Raw genomic sequence first — 19399 nt, 5'->3', positions numbered from 1 at the left:
ATTACAGCGCCGCAATAACCGCCTGCTGCTCGATCAGTTTGGTCCTGGCATCCGCGAAGGCAACCAGACGCTCACGCTCTTTCGCGATGACCGCTTCCGGCGCGCGGGCTACAAAGCCTTCGTTCGCCAGTTTGCTTTCGATTTTGCCAATTTCCACATCGACTTTCGCCACTTCTTTCGCCAGACGAGCCAGCTCTGCGTCTTTGTCGATAAGGCCTGCCATCGGGATCAGCAGCTCAGCACCGTCGATGATTTTAGTCACGGAAACCGGACCTTTATCATCAGCCGGCAGCACGGTGATGCTTTCCAGACGCGCCATCGTTTTCAGGAAGGTGTTGTTCTCGGTGACACGACGAACAACCGCGTCGCTGCAACCGCGCAGCAGCAGCTCAAGCGGTTTACCCGGAGCGATGTTCATTTCTGCGCGGATGTTACGTACCGCAACAATCGCCTGTTTCAGCCATTCGGTATCGGCAGCTGCAGCTTCATCAACACGGGCTGCATCGAATTCCGGGAATGGCTGGAGCATGATGGTATCTGCGTTGATACCCGCAATCACCTTCACACGCTGCCAGATGGTTTCGGTGATAAATGGAATCACCGGATGCGCCAGACGCAGCAGTCCTTCCAGAACGGTAATCAGCGTATTACGCGTGCCGCGCAGTTCTGCTTCAGACCCACCGTTCATAACCGGCTTCGCCAGCTCCAGGTACCAGTCACAGAACTGGTTCCAGGTGAATTCATACAGGATGCCCGCCGCGATATCAAAGCGGTAGCTGTCCAGCGCTTCACGGAACGCTTTCACCGTCTGGTTGAACTCGGCCAGGATCCAGCGATCCGCCAGAGACAGGGTCATTTCGCCGCCGTTGAAGCCGCAATCCTGATCTTCCGTGTTCATCAGCACGAAGCGGCTGGCGTTCCACAGCTTGTTACAGAAGTTACGGTAACCTTCCAGACGTTTCATGTCCCAGTTGATGTCGCGGCCCGTAGAGGCCAGCGCTGCCAGGGTGAAACGCAGGGCGTCGGTACCGTGAGACTCAATCCCGTTCGGGAACTGCTTCTCGGTACGCTTGCGGATTTTCTCTGCCAGCTGTGGCTGCATCATGTTGCCGGTGCGTTTCTCCAGCAGGTCTTCCAGGGAGATACCGTCAACCATATCCAGCGGGTCAATAACGTTGCCCTTGGATTTGGACATCTTCTGGCCTTCGTCATCACGGATCAGGCCAGTCATATAGACGGTATGGAACGGAACCTGCGGCTTGCCATCTTCATCTTTGATGAAGTGCATGGTCATCATGATCATGCGGGCAATCCAGAAGAAGATGATGTCGAAGCCGGAAACCATTACGCTGGTTGGGTGGAACTGACGCAGCGCATCGGTGTTTTCTGGCCAGCCGAGTGTGGAGAACGTCCACAGTGCGGAGGAGAACCAGGTGTCCAGCACGTCTTCGTCCTGACGCAGAGCAACGTCGGCGCTCAGGTTGTTTTCCTGACGCACTTCGTCTTCACTGCGGCCAACGTAGACGTTGCCTTCGTTGTCATACCACGCCGGAATACGGTGACCCCACCACAGCTGACGAGAGATACACCAGTCCTGAATATCACGCATCCAGGAGAAGTACATGTTTTCGTACTGCTTCGGTACAAACTGGATGCTCCCGTTCTCAACCGCTTCAACCGCCGGTTTTGCCAGCACGTCAGCACGCACATACCACTGGTCGGTCAGCATTGGCTCGATAACCACACCACCACGGTCGCCGTACGGCACGGTCAGATCGTGAGGTTTAATCTCTTCCAGCAGACCGAGTGCATCAACGGCAGCCACAACGGCTTTACGCGCAGCAAAACGCTCCAGCTTCTGGAACTCTGCCGGGATGTCGCTTGAGTAAACGTCAGATTCGTTGCCTTTGGTGTCATACACTTCTGCGCTTTCACGGATATCACCGTCGAAGGTCAGAATGTTGATCATCGGCAGGGCGTGACGACGACCCACTTCATAGTCGTTGAAGTCGTGCGCTGGCGTGATTTTCACGCAGCCGGTGCCTTTTTCCATGTCGGCGTGTTCGTCGCCCACAACAGGAATACGGCGGTTAACCAGCGGCAACACAACAAATTTACCGATCAGATCTTTATAACGCGGATCTTCCGGGTTAACAGCCACGCCGGTATCGCCCAGCAGGGTTTCCGGACGGGTGGTCGCCACGACCAGGTAATCTTTACCGTCTGCAGTTTTCGCGCCGTCGGCCAGTGGATAGCGGATGTGCCACATGGAGCCTTTAGACTCACGGTTTTCCACTTCCAGGTCAGAGATGGCGGTGCGCAGTTTCGGGTCCCAGTTGACCAGGCGTTTGCCGCGGTAAATCAGGTCTTCTTTGTACAGACGGACAAACACTTCTTTCACGGCGTTGGAAAGACCTTCATCCATAGTGAAGCGTTCGCGCTCCCAGTCTACGGAGTTGCCAAGACGGCGCATCTGACGGGTGATGGTGCCACCAGATTCGGCTTTCCACTGCCAGATTTTGTCGATGAAGGCATCACGACCGTAGTCGTGGCGGGTTTTACCTTCTTCAGCGGCAATTTTACGCTCAACCACCATCTGGGTCGCGATACCCGCGTGGTCAGTCCCCGCCTGCCATAGGGTGTTTTTACCCTGCATGCGCTGATAGCGGATCATGGTGTCCATGATGGTCTGCTGGAAGGCATGACCCATATGCAAACTGCCGGTGACGTTCGGCGGCGGGATCATGATGCAGAAAGACTCTTTGCTTTCATCGCCGTTAGGCTTGAAATAGCCCTGCTGTTCCCAGTGCTCGTAAAGCGGCTGTTCGATATCGCGTGGGTTATATGTTTTTTCCATTATGTCCAGGTTGCCGTATTCAGGTTAAAACCAGCCAGGCGGTACGCTTTATAGCGCTCGCGTGCCAGTTGTTTCAAAGATTCTTCGTAGGGGACAAAGTCTACCACTTCTGTGAAAGCGGTGGCAAAATCTGCAAAATCTATCCGCAGGCTAATCAGAATATCGCGCGCGCTGCTGTTGCGCTTTTGCGGCCAGGCAATTTCTACCGGTGCGCCGCCGCGTGGCCCTTCTCCGGACAAGTTATGCGGAACAAAACTCTCCGGCGGGCGTGCCCACAGCGCTTCGTCAAGGCGGATAGCCTGTTGTTCATCTTCACAGGCAATCAGAACGCGTTTACCTGCGCGCCAACGTTCTGCGGCAATTTCACACACCAGTTGTTCAACAGCGCTGAGGCCATCCTGGTGGGTGTCGTTGTCCAGAAGGTAGAACGTTGCATTCTTCATATATGGGGCTTCTTGTTGTGGATTTAAATGCAAAGCCGGGCGGCGCAGTGCCTACCCGGCCTACAAACGGCAATTACTCTTCGCCGTTAAATCCTGCGCGGTTAAGCAGGAACTGCGACAGCAACGCGACCGGACGACCGGTTGCACCTTTGGCTTTACCGGAGCGCCACGCGGTGCCCGCGATATCCAGGTGTGCCCAGTTGTACTTGCGGGTGAAGCGCGACAGGAAGCAGCCTGCGGTAATCGCACCGCCAGGGCGGCCGCCAATATTCGCCATATCTGCGAAGTTGGATTCCAGCTGTTCCTGGAATTCATCGCCCAGTGGCAGACGCCATGCACGGTCACCCGCCTGCTCGGACGCGCCGATAAGCTCGTGTGCCAGCGGGTTGTGGTTAGACATCAATCCGGTGATGTGGTGGCCCAGCGCAATCACGCAGGCACCGGTCAGCGTTGCGACGTCAATGACCGCTTCAGGTTCGAAACGCTCGACGTAGGTCAGCACATCACACAGCACCAGTCGACCTTCGGCATCGGTGTTCAGCACTTCAACGGTCTGGCCGGACATGGTGGTCAGTACGTCACCTGGACGGTACGCGCGACCGCCAGGCATGTTTTCACAGCCTGCCAGTATGCCGATAACGTTAATGGGCAGCTGAAGCTCAGCGACCATGCGCATCACACCATAAACAGCCGCAGCACCGCACATGTCGTACTTCATCTCATCCATGCCTTCGGCTGGTTTGATGGAGATACCGCCGGAGTCAAAGGTCAGGCCTTTACCGACCAGCACGACAGGGCGCGCGTCTTCGGACGGGTTGCCTTTGTACTCGATGACCGACATCAGGGATTCGTTCTGAGAACCGTTTCCGACCGCGAGATAAGAGTGCATGCCCAGCTCTTTCATCTGCTGTTCGCCGATGACGCGGGTGATGACATTCTTACTGTAAGAGTCCGCCAACTGGCGAGCCTGAGAGGCCAGGTACGCGGCATTACAGATGTTTGGTGGCATGTTGCCAAGATCTTTAGCTGCCTTGATACCGGAGGCAATCGCCAGACCGTGCTGGATAGCGCGCTCGCCGCTGGTCAGTTCGCGACGGGTTGGCACGTTAAAGACCATTTTACGCAGCGGACGACGCGGCTCGCTTTTGTTGGTCTTCAGTTGATCGAAACTGTACAGACTCTCTTTAGCGGTTTCGACTGCCTGGCGAACTTTCCAGTAGGTGTTGCGGCCTTTGACGTGCAGTTCAGTCAGGAAGCACACCGCTTCCATTGAACCGGTATCATTCAGCGTATTGATCGTTTTCTGAATAACTTGCTTGTACTGACGCTCATCCAGCTCGCGTTCTTTGCCGCAGCCAATCAGCAGAATACGTTCGGACAGTACGTTCGGAACATGGTGCAGTAACAGCGTCTGCCCAGGTTTACCTTCCAGTTCGCCACGGCGCAGCAGGGCGCTGATGTAGCCGTCACTAATTTTATCGAGTTGCTCGGCTATCGGGGAGAGTCGGCGTGGTTCAAAGACGCCCACAACGATGCAGGCACTCCGCTGTTTCTCCGGGCTACCGCTTTTTACACTGAACTCCATGCACTACGCTCCTGAATCTTAAAGACAACGGCGGCGGCTACAGATAGAATTGAAACCTTTCGTAACTCATGTCCGCTGTTGTGGTGACTTCGTGTTAATCTTACGTTACTACGGTTTCGACACGTCAGAAAAAGTCCTGAGGCGTGAATCCGCCGGATGTTTTAATCTTAGCGATGATTTCGACGACTCAAGAGAATAAATGACGTTTAAGCCATGAAACAAGCGATTTTCCAGCAAAGAGACGGGTTTTTACGGGCGTATTTAAAGTGATAATCATAAGATATCTGGTGCGGGAGACGCTCAAAAGCCAACTGGCGATCCTCTTCATCCTGCTGCTGATTTTTTTCTGTCAGAAGCTGGTTAAGATCCTCGGTGCGGCCGTTGACGGCGAAATTCCAACGAATCTGGTGCTTTCCCTGCTAGGTTTAGGGATCCCGGAAATGGCGCAGCTTATCCTGCCGCTAAGTCTTTTCCTTGGTCTGCTCATGACGTTGGGCAGGCTCTATACCGAAAGTGAAATTACGGTCATGCACGCCTGCGGCTTGAGTAAAGCCGTGCTGGTGAAAGCAGCCTTTGTTCTGGCGCTGTTCACCGGCATTGTTGCCGCCGTGAACGTGATGTGGGCCGGCCCCATGTCCTCTCGCCATCAGGATGAAGTGCTGGCTGAAGCCAAAGCGAACCCCGGCATGGCAGCGTTAGCGCAGGGACAGTTCCAGCAGGCGACTGACGGTAACTCTGTACTGTTTATTGAGAGCGTTGATGGCAGTAAATTCAACGACGTCTTCCTGGCGCAGCTACGGACGAAAGGTAATGCGCGTCCGTCGGTGGTGGTTGCAGATTCCGGTCAGCTGGCTCAGCGTAAAGATGGTTCCCAGATAGTGACGCTGAATAAAGGGACCCGTTTTGAAGGGACCGCGATGCTGCGTGATTTCCGTATTACGGACTTCATGAACTATCAGGCCATTATTGGCCATCAGGCAGTGGCACTGGATTCAAGTGACACCGAGCAGATGGATATGCGCACGCTATGGAATACGGACACCGACAGGGCGAAAGCGGAGTTCCACTGGCGTATTACTCTCGTCTTCACCGTGTTTATGATGGCATTTATTGTTGTCCCACTGAGCGTAGTGAACCCGCGTCAGGGACGCGTGCTCTCTATGCTGCCAGCGATGCTGCTTTACCTGGTGTATTTCCTGCTGCAAACCTCGATTCGCTCTAACGGTGCGAAAGGTAAGCTGGACCCGATGGTCTGGACGTGGGTCGTCAACAGCGTGTATATCCTGCTGGCGCTGGGATTAAACCTGTGGGATACGGTGCCGGTGCGCCGCATTCGTGCCCGATTCTCGCGTAAAGGAGCGTTGTAATGCAGGCGTTTGGCGTTCTCGATCGCTATATCGGTAAAACAATTTTCTCCACCATCATGATGACATTGTTCATGCTGGTGTCGCTCTCCGGCATCATCAAATTTGTCGATCAGCTGAAAAAAGCCGGGCAGGGGAGCTACGATGCAATGGGCGCGGGGATGTTTACCCTGCTCAGTGTGCCAAAAGATGTGCAGATCTTCTTCCCGATGGCGGCGCTGTTAGGCGCGCTGCTTGGGCTGGGGATGCTGGCGCAGCGTAGTGAGCTGGTGGTCATGCAAGCCTCCGGTTTTACCCGTATGCAGGTTGCCCTGTCAGTCATGAAAACGGCGATCCCGTTGGTACTGCTGACGATGGCGATTGGTGAGTGGGTGGCACCGCAGGGCGAGCAGACAGCGCGTAACTTCCGTGCTCAGGCGATGTACGGTGGTTCACTGCTCTCGACTCAGCAAGGTCTGTGGGCGAAAGATGGCAATAACTTTGTCTATATCGAACGTGTGAAAGGTGATGACGAACTGGGCGGCGTGAGTATTTATGCTTTCAATAATGAGCGTCGTTTACAGTCTGTTCGCTATGCCGCATCGGCCAAATTTGATACGGCTAACAAGCTGTGGCGTTTGTCGCAGGTTGATGAATCTGACCTGACAGACCCGAAACAGATCACCGGTTCTCAGACGGTTTCCGGCACGTGGAAGACTAAGCTCACTCCGGACAAACTGGGTGTCGTTGCGCTGGATCCTGATGCGCTCTCCATTAGCGGTTTGCACAACTATGTGAAATACCTGAAGTCGAGCGGGCAGGATGCCGGGCGTTATCAGCTCAATATGTGGAGCAAAATCTTCCAGCCGATGTCCGTGGCGGTAATGATGCTGATGGCCCTGTCGTTTATCTTCGGGCCGCTGCGTAGCGTGCCGATGGGGATTCGTGTTGTCACCGGTATCAGCTTCGGCTTTGTGTTCTACGTCCTCGACCAGATTTTCGGCCCGCTGACGCTGGTTTATGGCATTCCGCCGATTATCGGTGCGCTGCTGCCGAGTGCCAGCTTCTTCCTGATCAGCCTCTGGCTGCTTCTGAAACGTTCCTGATTGACCTCTCCTCGCTTCCGGTTTGCCGGGAGCGAGGCTAATCTCCTGTTTCACCCCGCACTTTTTCTCACAACCTTCAACGCCCCGTCGCGAATTTGAGTATTATTGAGCGATAAAGTCGTGAAGGGATCCTCTATGAAGCAAATTCGAATGCTTGCCCAGTACTACGTCGATCTGATGATGAAGCTCGGGCTGGTGCGTTTCTCCATGCTGCTGGCGCTGGCACTGGTTGTACTGGCCATTGTGGTGCAAATGGCGGTGACTATGGTTCTGCATGGTCAGGTCGAGAGTATCGACGTGATCCGCTCTATCTTCTTCGGTTTGCTGATTACGCCGTGGGCGGTCTATTTCCTCTCTGTGGTGGTTGAGCAACTCGAAGAGTCCCGTCAGCGCCTTACCCGGCTGGTTGAGAAACTGGAGGAGATGCGCGAGCGCGATCTCAAGCTCAACGTCCAGCTCAAGGACAACATTGCGCAGCTTAACCAGGAAATTTCAGAACGTGAGAAGGCTGAGGCCGAGCGTCAGACCACGCTGGAGCAGCTGAAAATCGAGATGAAAGAGCGTGAAGTGACGCAGATCCAGCTCGAACAGCAATCCTCTTTCCTGCGCTCCTTCCTTGATGCTTCACCGGATCTGGTTTTCTATCGTAATGAAGATAAAGAATTTTCCGGCTGTAACCGGGCGATGGAGCTGTTGACCGGCAAAAGCGAAAAGCAATTGATTAACCTGAAACCACAGGATGTCTACTCCGAAGAGGCTGCCGCTAAAGTGATGGAGACGGATGAAAAAGTCTTCCGTCACAACGTCTCGCTGACTTACGAGCAGTGGCTGGATTACCCGGACGGACGGAAAGCCTGTTTTGAGATCCGCAAGGTACCGTACTATGACCGCGTCGGGAAACGTCACGGCCTGATGGGCTTTGGCCGCGATATTACCGAGCGTAAGCGCTATCAGGATGCGCTTGAGCGTGCCAGCCGTGACAAAACCACATTCATCTCCACCATCAGTCACGAACTGCGCACACCGCTGAACGGGATTGTCGGGTTAAGTCGCATTTTGCTGGATACCGATCTGACCAGTGAACAGGAGAAATACCTTAAAACGATCCACGTCTCGGCGGTCACGTTGGGCAATATCTTCAATGATATTATCGATATGGATAAGATGGAGCGCCGTAAGGTCCAGCTTGATAATCAGCCGGTTGATTTCACCAGCTTCCTTGCCGATCTGGAGAACCTTTCCGGTTTGCAGGCGCAGCAAAAGGGGTTGAGCTTTGTCATGGAGCCAACGCTGCCGTTGCCGCATAAAGTGGTGACGGACGGTACGCGTCTGCGACAAATTCTGTGGAACCTGATCAGTAACGCCGTGAAGTTTACCCAGAAGGGGCGGGTTGCAGTGCGTATCCGCTATGACGACGGCGATATGCTGCACTTTGAGGTGGAAGACTCAGGGATTGGTATTCCGCAGGAAGAACAGGACAAAATCTTCGCCATGTATTATCAGGTGAAGGACAGCCACGGCGGTAAACCTGCAACGGGTACCGGTATTGGCCTGGCGGTGTCTAAACGTCTTGCGAAGAGTATGGGTGGGGATATCACGGTGGCCAGCCAGGCGGGCAAAGGCTCTACCTTTACCCTGACGGTGCATGCGCCAGCGGTGGCAGAAGAGGTTGAGGATACCTTTGAAAACGACGATATGCCGCTGCCAGCGCTGCACGTTCTGCTGGTGGAAGACATTGAGCTGAACGTGATTGTGGCTCGTTCAGTGCTGGAAAAACTGGGCAACAGTGTGGATGTGGCGATGACCGGGAAAGCCGCACTGGAGATGTTCACTCCGGGTGAATATGACCTCGTCCTGCTGGATATTCAGTTGCCGGATATGACCGGCCTGGATATCTCACGTGAACTGACGAGCAAGTATGCTGCCGACGATCTGCCGCCGCTGGTTGCGCTGACGGCAAATGTGCTGAAAGACAAAAAAGAGTACCTCGATGCCGGTATGGATGATGTGCTCAGCAAGCCGCTGGCGGTGCCTGCCCTGACCGCCATGATCAAGAAGTTCTGGGATACCTGTGATGAAGAGGAAAGCACCATGACGTCAGTTGATAGCGCAAAAGCACAAGCAATACTGGATACCGCCATGCTGGAGCAGTATATCGATCTGGTTGGCCCAAAACTGATTACCGACGGTCTGGCCGTGTTTGAAAAAATGATGCCGGGATACCTGAGCGTGCTGGAGTCTAACCTGACCGCGCGTGACCAGAAAGGTATCGTCGAAGAGGGGCATAAGATCAAAGGCGCGGCGGGTTCGGTCGGGCTACGCCACCTGCAACAACTGGGACAACAAATTCAGTCGCCTGATTTACCTGCCTGGGAAGATAACGTGGGTGATTGGGTTGAAGAGATGAAGCAGGAGTGGCAGAACGATGTGGCGGTACTGAAAGCCTGGGTGGATACCAGAAAAAAATGACCCCGGCTTAACCGGGGTGCGCGAATACTGCGCCAACACCAGGGAAATCGTGGCTGCGCCTGATATTTCTTTCGTGTTGTTTTTGCTTACGACGCAGCCTGAATATTTGGGCCGCACGCAGATAAGATAGCAAATCTTAAATGATTTGTTACATGAATCAGTGAAATGTGTGAAGCATAGCGTTTTAATCAGAATTATTAATGTGCTTCAGTGAGTTGCATAGAAGGAACGTCATGATGAAAAAGATTGGTGTCGTGCTGAGCGGATGCGGTGTTTACGATGGTTCGGAGATACATGAAGCCGTCATTACCCTCCTGGCATTGGCCCGGCATGGTGCTGAGGCGATCTGTTTCGCGCCGGATAAAAACCAGACGGATGTTGTCAATCATCTGACTGGTGAATCGATGGCAGAAACCCGTAACGTGCTGACTGAAGCCGCACGTATTGCGAGGGGGGAGATCCATCCCCTGATTCAGGCCGATGCCACGGAGCTGGACGCGTTAATTGTGCCTGGTGGGTTTGGCGCGGCCAAAAACCTCAGTACCTTTGCGGCCCAGGGTGCGGAATGTCATATCGATCCGGATTTAAAAGCGTTGTCACAGGCGATGCATGCGGCGGGTAAACCGCTGGGCTTTATCTGTATTGCCCCGGCGATGCTACCCAAAATTTTTGATTTCCCGCTGCGCCTGACTATCGGGACGGATATTGATACTGCAGAGGTCATTGAAGATATGGGGGGCGAACATGTGCCTTGTCCGGTCGATGACATTGTGGTTGATGAAGACAACAGGATCGTCACCACACCTGCATATATGCTGGCGCAAAATATCGCAGAGGCCGCCACGGGCATTGAAAAGCTGGTGGACAGAGTGCTGGTTCTGACTGAATGAGTCGCCAGTTTGCTGTGGGTACGTGGGTGAAACGTACCCTGTTACGCATTGCGCTCGTGCTGGCTGTTTTCTGGGGCGGCGGGATCGCTTTATTCAGCATTATGCCGGTACCGTTTTCGGCCGTGATGGTTGAGCGCCAGCTCGGCGCATGGCTCTCCGGTGATTTCAGCTATGTCGCTCACTCTGACTGGGTGAGCATGGATGAAATTTCCCCGTTCATGGGACTGGCTGTGATTGCCGCAGAAGATCAAAAATTCCCGGAGCACTGGGGTTTTGACGTGGCGGCCATTGAGAAGGCTCTGGCCCATAACGAACGCCACGAAAACCGCGTGCGCGGGGCCTCGACGTTGTCACAGCAGACGGCAAAAAATCTGTTTTTATGGGATGGTCGAAGCTGGGTACGAAAAGGGCTGGAAGCGGGTTTGACGCTGGGGATGGAAACGGTCTGGAGCAAGAAACGTATTCTGACCATCTACCTGAATATCGCCGAGTTTGGTGACGGCGTGTTTGGCGTTGAAGCGGCCGCACAGCGTTATTTCAATAAACCGGCCAGCCGGTTGAGCCTCTCTGAGGCTGCGTTGTTAGCGGCAGTATTACCGAATCCCGTTCGCTTTAAGGCCAGTGCGCCATCGGGTTATGTGCGCAGCCGTCAGGCATGGATTATGCGCCAGATGCGTCAGCTAGGTGGGGAAGGATTTATGGAGAGAAATAAGCTGATGTAGGGCGGGTAGGCGTAGCGCCACCCGCCTGAGAGACAGGGATCAGTCTTCGTCAAACCCGGCGTTAAACAGGGCAATCACCGCTGCCAGCGCTTCCACTTCCTGTGGGCCAGTGGCTTCTACTTCGATCTGGCGGCCTTTGGCCGAGTCCAGCATCAACAGTGCAATCACGCTGTTTGCTTCCGCCTCGGTACCTTCATCGTTACGCAGCAGAACCTCTGCATCGAAACCCTGCATCAGCTCAAACAGTTTCATTGCCGGGCGTGCATGCATGCCCAGCTTGTTGGTGATCTCAACGGTGTGTTTTACGGTCATGTTTTACGTTTTTCCAGCGTACGATGACGGGACTGAACGTTCTTCCCGCGCGAACGGAAGTAGTCGGCCAGCTGTTCGGCGATGTAAACCGAACGATGTTTACCGCCGGTACAACCAATCGCCACTGTCAGGTAGCTACGATTGTTTGTCTCCAGCATAGGTAACCATAGCTCAAGGTAGCTTCGCGTCTGGTAGATAAAATTGTGAACTTCTGTGTGCCTGTCGAGGAAGGCCGCCACGGGTTTATCCAGACCGGTCATAGGACGCAGTTTTGGATCCCAGTGCGGGTTCGGCAGGAAGCGCACGTCGAAAACATAATCCGCATCGATAGGAATACCGTGCTTAAAGCCGAAGGATTCGAACACCATCGTCAGTTCACGTTCGCGTTTGCCCAGCAGGCGGGTACGCAACATCTCTGCCAGCTCATGAACGGACATTTCGGAGGTGTCGACAATCAGATCGGCACGGGAGCGCAGCGGCTCCAGCAGATCGCTCTCTTCGTCGATAGCGCTTTCCAGAGAGAGATTTTTACTGGAAAGAGGATGCAAACGACGGGTATCGCTGTAGCGACGAATCAGGGTGTTGCGGTCAGCATCAAGGAACAGCAGCTGAGGTGAGAAAGACTCCGGCAGATTGCTCATTGCCTGCTCAAAGATTTCCGGTGATTCGGGCATGTTACGGACGTCGATACTGACGGCCGCCGAGATTTGCCTGTCGGCAAGCGTCCGCGCCAGATCGGGCAGTAACACGACCGGCAGGTTATCTACGCAGTAAAAACCCATATCTTCCAGCGCACGCAGGGCGACAGATTTTCCCGACCCTGAACGACCGCTGACGATCATCAGCACCATGTTCCGTTTCTCCTCAGGACAACAGATGTGAAGGCCATCTCCCGGTTATGCATCATCCTGATTGCCTTCTGCTTCAGTGATAATCTGATAGAGCTCTTCATCACTTTGGGCTGAACGCAGTCGACGGCAAATGGTTTTATCGGCCAGACGTTTAGCAACCAGCGAAAGCGTATGCAGATGCGTTTTCGTCAGGTCGGCAGGAACCAGCAGCGCGAAGAGGAGATCGACGGGCTGGTTATCAATGGCATCGAAGGCGATAGGCGTTTCCAGCTGCACAAATACACCGACGGCACGCAATGTGTCTTCTTCCAGTTTGCCGTGCGGGATCGCGATGCCGTTGCCGATGCCGGTACTGCCCATTTTTTCGCGGGTCAGAATCGCTTCGAACACCACCTGCGGCGGCAGGCCCAGCTGTTTTGCGGCCAGTTCACTGATGATCTCCAGCGCACGTTTTTTGCTCTGGCAGTGAACGCCACTGCGGGTACATTCCTGGTTAAGGACATTGCTCAGTTGAAGAGCGGAATCGTTGTTCATCATAATTTCACCTAAGCGCTAACTGCACAAATGGCCTGTTGTGTTTCACAACAGGCCTGTCTGCACCCGTTAACTGCCCGGACAATTAGTGTTGTTTCAGTTTATCTTTATGTTTATTTAGCTGCCGCGCAAGCTTGTCAATCAAGCCGTCGATAGCAGCGTACATGTCTTGCCCTTCCGCACTGGCATGGAGTTCACCCCCGTTCACGTGCAGGGTTGCATCCGAGATATGAGTCACTTTCTCCACTTTCAACACAATATAGACCTGATTGATCCTTTCGAAATACTGCTCGAGTTTCGCGAACTTAGCGTTCACAAAATCGCGCAAAGCGTCAGTGATTTCGACATTGTGTCCTGTGATGTTGAGCTGCATAGTGTCTTCCTTATCGGTTGTGTCAGACCAGTTGTTTACGCTGGTTAGACGGCGGAATGGATAAAGACTCTCGATACTTCGCAACAGTGCGGCGTGCCACCATAATACCCTGGTCGGACAGCATGGTGGTTAACTTACTGTCACTCAGTGGCTTCGCGGGATTCTCCGCGGCGATCAACTTCTTCACCAGTGCGCGGATCGCCGTTGACGAGGCTTCGCCACCGCCTTCGGTGTTCACATGGCTGGAGAAGAAATACTTAAGCTCAAAAATGCCTCGCGGACTGTGCAGATACTTCTGCGTGGTCACACGAGAAATGGTTGATTCGTGCATTTCGACGGCCTGGGCGATGTCCGCCAGTACCATCGGTTTCATATACTCTTCGCCCTGCTCGAAGAATGCCTGCTGCTGCTCGACAATACAGCGGCTCACGCGCAGTAGCGTATCATTTCTGCTCTCCAGACTTTTGATCAACCATCGTGCTTCCTGCAAATTGCTACGAATATATTGATTATCGGAGTCGTTGCGCACGCTGGTGCACATGGAGGCATACTGCTGGTTGATTTGCAGGCGAGGGATGCTGTCGGAATTCAGTTCAACGACCCAGCGGTCATTATGTTTTCTCACCAGTACGTCCGGAATGACATATTCCGGTTCGCTGGTCTGGATCGACTGTCCGGGTCGCGGATCGAGCGACTGAATCAGGTTAACCGCCTCTTTCAGCACTTCTTCTTTCAGACGCGTGACGCGCATGAGCGTGCGGAAATCATGGTTAGCCAGAAGATCCAGATGATCGCTGATGATTAAGCGGGCTTCTTCGATCCACGGCGTCTCTTTACTGAACTGCGACAGCTGGATCAAAAGGCAATCACGGAGATCTTTCGCCGCCACGCCAACCGGGTCGAAGCGCTGGATACGCTTCAAAACGGCTTCAATCTCTTCGGGCTCGATCTCTTCGTCACCGATACTTTCGAGGATTTCTTCCAGCGTGACGGTCAAATAGCCAGTGTCATCAACGGCATCGACGATAGAGGTCGCAATCGCGCGATCGGTATCAGAGAAAGGGGTGAGCTCTACTTGCCACATCAGATAATCCTGCAGCGACTGGGTAGTTTCACCCTGATAAACCGGTAGCTCATCGTCCTGGTAGTCTGCACGCGTCCCGGAAGGCGTTCCGGCGGTGTAGATTTCATCCCAGCTGGCATCCAGAGGAAGCTCGTCCGGCATCTCTTTTTGCTCGAGAGCATCAACGGTGTCGAGTGTTTCGGTGTCCTGCGACTGCTGGGTATCTACCTCGTCATGAAGATCGGCTTGCTCCAGTAACGGATTGCTGTCCAGCGCTTGCTGGAGCTCCTGCTGGAGTTCTAATGTAGACAGTTGCAGCAGGCGAATTGCCTGCTGTAACTGCGGCGTCATTGCCAGTTGTTGGCTGAGCCTTAATTGCAAACCTTGCTTCATGTTCAGAGCATTTTTCTCCGGTTCGGCGTTACGTTACCTCTACCCTATCAGAGTCTGAAGTCTTCCCCAAGATACACGCGCTTAACATGATCATCTTCGAGGATCTGCTGCGGCGTACCGTGGGCAATCAGATGGCCCTGGCTAACAATATAGGCGCGTTCACACACGGCCAGCGTTTCACGGACGTTGTGGTCAGTGATCAATACGCCAAGCCCGCTGTCGCGCAGGTGTTCAATAATGCGTTTAATGTCGATAACGGAGATTGGGTCAACGCCCGCAAACGGTTCATCCAGAAGGATAAATTTCGGGTTTGCAGCCAGCGCACGGGCAATCTCAACACGACGGCGTTCACCACCTGACAGCGCCTGACCCAGGCTGTCACGCAGGTGCTCAATGTGAAATTCTTCCATCAGTTCATTCGCGCGATCCTGACGCTGTTCGCTGGTCAGATCGTCGCGAATTTGCAGTACCGCCATCAGGTTATCGAAAACGCTCAGACGGCGGAAAATGGAGGCTTCCTGAGGCAGATAGCCGATACCGCGACGCGCGCGCGCATGCAGTGGCAGAAGGCTGATGTCTTCGTCATCAATGACAATGTTGCCAGCATCACGCGGCACAATGCCAACAACCATGTAGAAAGTCGTGGTTTTACCCGCACCGTTTGGGCCGAGCAGGCCAACGATTTCGCCGGAGTTGACGGTCAGACTGACATCTTCCACGACACGGCGGCCCTTATAGGCTTTCGCGAGATTTTTTGCAGTTAATGTTGCCATAACGAATTAGTTACTCTTCTTCTGTGCCGGGGCCTGGCCCTTACCTTTGTCCTGCAGCTGCGATGGAACAAGCACGGTGGTTACGCGTTTGCCTTTCTCGCTGGAAGCCTGCATTTTTTGCTCTTTCACCAGATAGGTGATCTGGTCACCGGTGATATTGCTGTCCAGCTGTTCCAGGTAGGCATTACCGGTCAGGATGACAAGATCCTTCGCCAGCTCATAGTGCATATGTGTGGCATGACCTTTTACCGGCTTACCGCTGTCCTGCATCTGATAGAAGGTGGCCGGGTTGCCATAGCCATCAATAATTTCTTTGCCTTGCTCACCGCCAGGACGGGTGACGACCACTTTGTCGGCGTTAATTTTGATGGTGCCCTGGGTCATTACGACGTTGCCCGTAAAGGTGACGACGTTACCCTGCATATCGAGCGACTGCGTGTCGGATTCGATATGGATAGGCTGTTCGGTATCGCCAGTCACAGCAAGCGCGGGAAGACTGGCTGCCAGCATCGCACTGGCGATAATTACTTTAAGGCTGAGTTTGTTTGTTTTGAATTTCATAGGAGGTTCTAACCTTTTCAATCAGCTCGGCATTTTTGCTGCGTAAGTTCCCGCGCATTCTCAGACCGCTGGAATTAAATGTTGTGCCATACAATGTGACCAGATCCTGCGAAGTCACGTCCTGGGTCACCAGGTTGATTTGGGCATTATCTGTCGTAATTTTGCGTAGTTGCGAGTCAGCGGTCAGGGCGTTGACTTCAACGTGGCCATACAGGTAAAGCATACGGTCATTTGTCAGTTTTGCCCGGTCTGACTTAATTGACCACGTCGGAACTTTGTCAGTATCAAACGTCGTCATGACTGGCTGGGTAAACCACGAAATACCGTCATTTGAAAAATATTCAACATGCTGGGCAATCAGGCGATAGTTCAGCGCACCTTCCGGGCTGTAGACCACGGTGTCGCTGTGATCGCTTTTATAGGTTGGATCGTTAGTATTGACCACTTCCGTTTGTGTATCGTCACGATCGGCAAGGTTCACGCCAATCAGTACCAGTGCGACAAGCGAAAGCAGAATGATAACCCAACGTCTGGTTTTACTCATATCGATTGCCCTTTGGCCTCATCAAGCTTGCCCTGCGCCAGCAGAAGCAGATCGCAGACTTCACGTACAGCACCCCGGCCACCGTTGATATGGGTGACGTAGTCAGCTCGCGGGATCAGCAGCGGATGCGCATCCGCAACCGCGATACTCAGGCCGACTTCAGCCATGACCGGCCAGTCAATCAGATCGTCCCCGACATAGGCCACGTTTTCCGGAGCAATAGCCAGTTTTCCCAGTAAGTCATTGAAGGCTGCCACCTTGTCGGATTGTCCCTGGTAAAGATGGGTAATGCCTAACGTTTCACAGCGGTCTTCTACAAGTTTAGCTTTCCGCCCGGTGATGATGGCAACTTCGATACCCGACGTCAGCGCACAGCGAATGCCGTAGCCGTCGCGAACGTTAAACGCTTTCAGCTCTTCACCATTATTGCCCATATAAATCAGACCGTCGGAGAGTACGCCATCCACATCGAGGATGAGCAGACGAATATTTTCTGCCTTCGCCATCATATGGGTACTGACCGGGCCATAACAGGTTGCAAGGGATGCACCCGCATTACTCATTGTCTTATCCTTCATTACACTACGCCTGCGCGCAGCAGATCATGCATATGTACCACACCCAGCAATTGGTCGCCATCGGCAACCATGACTGAGGTGATATGACGGGACTGCATCAGGTTCAGCACATCCACTGCCAGGGTGCCAGGTCGAACGCGGATGCCGCCTGGGGTCATGACATCGGCGATCCCGAGCGTGCGGACGTCGACACCCATATCGAACACGCGGCGTAAGTCGCCGTCGGTGAAAATTCCCTGAATTTTCATCAGGTCGTCGCACACCACCGTCATACCCAGATTTTTACGGGTGATTTCCAGCAGCGCGTCGCGCAGGGAGGCCGCTTTACTGACGTGAGGGATCTCATCGCCAGTATGCATAATGTCGTTAACCCGCAGCAGCAGCTTACGCCCCAGCGCACCGCCAGGATGGGAAAGCGCGAAATCTTCAGGGGTAAAACCACGCGCTTCCAGCAGTGCAACGGCAAGCGCATCACCCATGACCAGCGCCGCCGTGGTGCTGGACGTTGGCGCAAGGCCAAGCGGGCAGGCTTCTTTGGGAACTTTGACGCACAGATGAATATCTGCAGCGCGCGCCATGCTGCTTTCGGGGCGGCTGGTCATGCAAATCAGGGGAACCTGCAGGCGCTTCAGTACCGGGATCAGCGCCAGGATCTCATTGGATTCACCAGAGTTCGACAGCGCAATAACGACATCCTGTGGCGTTACCATGCCCAGGTCACCGTGCGCGGCTTCCCCCGGGTGAACAAAGAAGGAGGAGGTTCCCGTGCTGGCAAACGTCGCTGCCATTTTGCGTCCAATATGGCCGGACTTGCCCATTCCCATCACCACAACTTTACCGGCACAGTAGAACATCTTCTCACATGCCTGACTAAAGTCCTGGTTAATGTACTGATCTAACTGCGCCAGACCTTCACGTTCAATCTCCAGAACATCTTTGCCTGCTTTCTGAAAGTCAAAACCCGGCTGCAATTCTACTTGCGACATAATACGTTTCCGTTTTACCCAGAGAGAAGAGGCGAAAGCCAGTACAGCATCGCCATCCATACGATAAATCCACCTGTCAGCAGCGCACCTGCGCCTTTGCCGATCTGTCGTTGTCGCCGCCAGCAGAGCAGAGCAAAAATAACGCTGACCAGCAACATCACACCGTAATCGCGCGAGAAGGCCAGGGGGTTAAAGGGTCCTGGCGTTATCAGGGCTGGCAGGCCCATCACGATGGCGATGTTAAAAATGTTTGAACCAATGATATTGCCAATCGCGATATCGTCTTCACCTTTCCGTGCGCCAGCGATGGCCGTGGCCAACTCCGGCAGACTGGTTCCGATGGCAATGACGGTCAGACCGATGGTGAGTTCGCTCATGGCGAAATAGTTCGCCAGCACCGTCGCGTTATCTACCACCATGCGCGTAGCCATTGGCATAATGATCAGCGCGACACCAAGCCAGAGGAGTGCGACAGGCAGTGTACCTTCACGCGGGAGTTCGGCAATTTGCTCACGTGTCAGGCTGTCATGGCCTTGCTTTTCAGCCTGACGGGCGATTTTCACAATATAAAGCAACCATATGACGGCCAGCGCCAGCAAAAAAATGCCGTCACTGTAGCTCAGTACGCCATCATAAAATACGCAGCCTGCCAGCAGGCTTACGATTAACATTAGCGGCAATTCACGACGCAGAACATCAGAATGCACGCGAAATGGATGCAGCAGCGCCGCTAAGCCCAGAATAAGGAGAATGTTGACGATGTTGGAGCCAATCGCAGTGCCAATAGCCAGGTCTGCCTGACCATGCAGCGATGCTGTGACAGAAACGATAATTTCAGGATGTGATGTTCCGACACTGACAACGGTCATCCCAATGACAATAGGTGGCACGCCAATCAGTCGACACAGGATAGATGCAGCAAACACCAAACGGTCAGCACTGTAGACCACCAAAAGTAAACCAATTATTAACAGTGCTGTTGCTAAAAGCATCAAAAGTCCTTTCTTCAGGTATAC

The 19399-nt window shown here is 53.7% G+C and carries 19 protein-coding genes; 5 read left to right on the top strand and 14 right to left on the bottom strand.

Translation table 11 applies throughout. The annotated features are described in order from the left end of the window. Position 1: 1 nt before the first annotated feature. From HV318_RS10990 to pepA, 3 genes are all read right to left on the bottom strand, one after another. Positions 2 to 2857, bottom strand: coding sequence for a valine--tRNA ligase (locus tag HV318_RS10990; RefSeq protein WP_182272802.1), 2856 nt, complete (start codon positions 2855 to 2857; stop codon positions 2 to 4). Continuing rightward, positions 2857 to 3300, bottom strand: coding sequence for a DNA polymerase III subunit chi (holC, locus tag HV318_RS10985; RefSeq protein ID WP_182272801.1), 444 nt, complete (start codon positions 3298 to 3300; stop codon positions 2857 to 2859). Before holC ends, HV318_RS10990 begins: the two co-directional genes overlap by 1 nt. Before the next feature lie 73 nt (positions 3301 to 3373). Continuing rightward, complete coding sequence (pepA, locus tag HV318_RS10980) at positions 3374 to 4885, bottom strand: leucyl aminopeptidase (protein ID WP_182272800.1); 1512 nt, start codon at positions 4883 to 4885, stop codon at positions 3374 to 3376. A gap of 266 nt (positions 4886 to 5151) precedes the next feature. Here pepA and lptF point away from each other — a divergent pair, with 266 nt between their 5' ends. From lptF to mtgA, 5 genes are all read left to right on the top strand, one after another. Next, positions 5152 to 6252, top strand: a complete 1101-nt coding sequence (lptF, locus tag HV318_RS10975) for an LPS export ABC transporter permease LptF (RefSeq protein WP_182272799.1) — start codon at positions 5152 to 5154, stop codon at positions 6250 to 6252. Continuing rightward, positions 6252 to 7334 carry an LPS export ABC transporter permease LptG gene (gene lptG / locus HV318_RS10970; protein WP_182272798.1) on the top strand — a complete coding sequence of 361 codons (1083 nt, stop codon included), beginning with the start codon at positions 6252 to 6254 and terminating at the stop codon, positions 7332 to 7334. The genes lptF and lptG overlap by 1 nt, the downstream gene beginning before the upstream one ends. Positions 7335 to 7469: 135 nt before the next feature. Next, positions 7470 to 9803 (top strand): aerobic respiration two-component sensor histidine kinase ArcB, encoded by a 2334-nt coding sequence (gene arcB / locus HV318_RS10965; RefSeq protein ID WP_182272797.1) that lies wholly within the window; start codon positions 7470 to 7472, stop codon positions 9801 to 9803. Between the two features lie 236 nt (positions 9804 to 10039). Beyond that, positions 10040 to 10693: an isoprenoid biosynthesis glyoxalase ElbB gene (elbB, locus tag HV318_RS10960; protein ID WP_182274578.1), complete on the top strand. Its 654-nt coding sequence runs from the start codon at positions 10040 to 10042 to the stop codon at positions 10691 to 10693. Then, positions 10690 to 11415 carry a monofunctional biosynthetic peptidoglycan transglycosylase gene (gene mtgA / locus HV318_RS10955; RefSeq protein WP_182272796.1) on the top strand — a complete coding sequence of 242 codons (726 nt, stop codon included), beginning with the start codon at positions 10690 to 10692 and terminating at the stop codon, positions 11413 to 11415. The genes elbB and mtgA overlap by 4 nt, the downstream gene beginning before the upstream one ends. A gap of 39 nt (positions 11416 to 11454) precedes the next feature. On the opposite strand, the gene npr is transcribed toward mtgA, so the two are convergent. The 11 genes from npr to HV318_RS10900 form a co-directional block, all read right to left on the bottom strand. After that, complete coding sequence (gene npr / locus HV318_RS10950; protein ID WP_182272795.1) at positions 11455 to 11727, bottom strand: PTS phosphocarrier protein NPr; 273 nt, start codon at positions 11725 to 11727, stop codon at positions 11455 to 11457. Next, complete coding sequence (gene rapZ / locus HV318_RS10945; protein WP_182272794.1) at positions 11724 to 12578, bottom strand: RNase adapter RapZ; 855 nt, start codon at positions 12576 to 12578, stop codon at positions 11724 to 11726. The genes npr and rapZ overlap by 4 nt, the downstream gene beginning before the upstream one ends. Positions 12579 to 12623: 45 nt before the next feature. Continuing rightward, positions 12624 to 13115 (bottom strand): PTS IIA-like nitrogen regulatory protein PtsN, encoded by a 492-nt coding sequence (gene ptsN, locus HV318_RS10940; protein WP_182272793.1) that lies wholly within the window; start codon positions 13113 to 13115, stop codon positions 12624 to 12626. 82 nt (positions 13116 to 13197) lie between these two features. Beyond that, positions 13198 to 13485, bottom strand: a complete 288-nt coding sequence (hpf, locus tag HV318_RS10935; protein WP_014071954.1) for a ribosome hibernation promoting factor — start codon at positions 13483 to 13485, stop codon at positions 13198 to 13200. A 22-nt stretch (positions 13486 to 13507) separates the two neighbouring features. Then, entirely contained in the window at positions 13508 to 14941 is a 1434-nt protein-coding gene (gene rpoN, locus HV318_RS10930) for an RNA polymerase factor sigma-54 (protein ID WP_182272792.1), read from the bottom strand. A gap of 47 nt (positions 14942 to 14988) precedes the next feature. Then, positions 14989 to 15714, bottom strand: coding sequence for an LPS export ABC transporter ATP-binding protein (gene lptB / locus HV318_RS10925; RefSeq protein ID WP_182272791.1), 726 nt, complete (start codon positions 15712 to 15714; stop codon positions 14989 to 14991). A gap of 6 nt (positions 15715 to 15720) precedes the next feature. Then, entirely contained in the window at positions 15721 to 16275 is a 555-nt protein-coding gene (gene lptA, locus HV318_RS10920) for a lipopolysaccharide ABC transporter substrate-binding protein LptA (RefSeq protein ID WP_182272790.1), read from the bottom strand. Next, the gene (gene lptC, locus HV318_RS10915) at positions 16244 to 16819 is read right to left on the bottom strand and encodes an LPS export ABC transporter periplasmic protein LptC (protein WP_182272789.1); all 576 of its coding nucleotides are present in this window, start codon (positions 16817 to 16819) and stop codon (positions 16244 to 16246) included. Before lptC ends, lptA begins: the two co-directional genes overlap by 32 nt. Further along, complete coding sequence (kdsC, locus tag HV318_RS10910) at positions 16816 to 17382, bottom strand: 3-deoxy-manno-octulosonate-8-phosphatase KdsC (RefSeq protein WP_182274577.1); 567 nt, start codon at positions 17380 to 17382, stop codon at positions 16816 to 16818. The genes lptC and kdsC overlap by 4 nt, the downstream gene beginning before the upstream one ends. Positions 17383 to 17396: 14 nt before the next feature. Then, positions 17397 to 18383 carry an arabinose-5-phosphate isomerase KdsD gene (gene kdsD / locus HV318_RS10905; protein ID WP_182272788.1) on the bottom strand — a complete coding sequence of 329 codons (987 nt, stop codon included), beginning with the start codon at positions 18381 to 18383 and terminating at the stop codon, positions 17397 to 17399. Between the two features lie 14 nt (positions 18384 to 18397). Further along, entirely contained in the window at positions 18398 to 19375 is a 978-nt protein-coding gene (locus HV318_RS10900; RefSeq protein ID WP_182272787.1) for a calcium/sodium antiporter, read from the bottom strand. Positions 19376 to 19399: the final 24 nt, after the last annotated feature.

Origin of the sequence: Enterobacter sp. RHBSTW-00901, from assembly GCF_014103115.1 — a bacterium.
Lineage (GTDB): Bacteria > Pseudomonadota > Gammaproteobacteria > Enterobacterales > Enterobacteriaceae > Enterobacter > Enterobacter cloacae_P.
The sequence above is the reverse complement of the archived record's forward strand: the minus strand, read 5'-3'. Positions and strand labels throughout refer to the sequence as shown.

Coding starts and splice junctions, on each gene's coding strand:
- HV318_RS10990 (WP_182272802.1), bottom strand. CDS start 2,857: ATGGAAAAAACATATAACCCACGCGATATCGAACAGCCGCTTTACGAG.
- holC (WP_182272801.1), bottom strand. CDS start 3,300: ATGAAGAATGCAACGTTCTACCTTCTGGACAACGACACCCACCAGGAT.
- pepA (WP_182272800.1), bottom strand. CDS start 4,885: ATGGAGTTCAGTGTAAAAAGCGGTAGCCCGGAGAAACAGCGGAGTGCC.
- lptG (WP_182272798.1), top strand. CDS start 6,252: ATGCAGGCGTTTGGCGTTCTCGATCGCTATATCGGTAAAACAATTTTC.
- arcB (WP_182272797.1), top strand. CDS start 7,470: ATGAAGCAAATTCGAATGCTTGCCCAGTACTACGTCGATCTGATGATG.
- elbB (WP_182274578.1), top strand. CDS start 10,040: ATGAAAAAGATTGGTGTCGTGCTGAGCGGATGCGGTGTTTACGATGGT.
- mtgA (WP_182272796.1), top strand. CDS start 10,690: ATGAGTCGCCAGTTTGCTGTGGGTACGTGGGTGAAACGTACCCTGTTA.
- npr (WP_182272795.1), bottom strand. CDS start 11,727: ATGACCGTAAAACACACCGTTGAGATCACCAACAAGCTGGGCATGCAT.
- rapZ (WP_182272794.1), bottom strand. CDS start 12,578: ATGGTGCTGATGATCGTCAGCGGTCGTTCAGGGTCGGGAAAATCTGTC.
- ptsN (WP_182272793.1), bottom strand. CDS start 13,115: ATGATGAACAACGATTCCGCTCTTCAACTGAGCAATGTCCTTAACCAG.
- hpf (WP_014071954.1), bottom strand. CDS start 13,485: ATGCAGCTCAACATCACAGGACACAATGTCGAAATCACTGACGCTTTG.
- rpoN (WP_182272792.1), bottom strand. CDS start 14,941: ATGAAGCAAGGTTTGCAATTAAGGCTCAGCCAACAACTGGCAATGACG.
- lptB (WP_182272791.1), bottom strand. CDS start 15,714: ATGGCAACATTAACTGCAAAAAATCTCGCGAAAGCCTATAAGGGCCGC.
- lptA (WP_182272790.1), bottom strand. CDS start 16,275: ATGAAATTCAAAACAAACAAACTCAGCCTTAAAGTAATTATCGCCAGT.
- lptC (WP_182272789.1), bottom strand. CDS start 16,819: ATGAGTAAAACCAGACGTTGGGTTATCATTCTGCTTTCGCTTGTCGCA.
- kdsC (WP_182274577.1), bottom strand. CDS start 17,382: ATGAGTAATGCGGGTGCATCCCTTGCAACCTGTTATGGCCCGGTCAGT.
- kdsD (WP_182272788.1), bottom strand. CDS start 18,383: ATGTCGCAAGTAGAATTGCAGCCGGGTTTTGACTTTCAGAAAGCAGGC.
- HV318_RS10900 (WP_182272787.1), bottom strand. CDS start 19,375: ATGCTTTTAGCAACAGCACTGTTAATAATTGGTTTACTTTTGGTGGTC.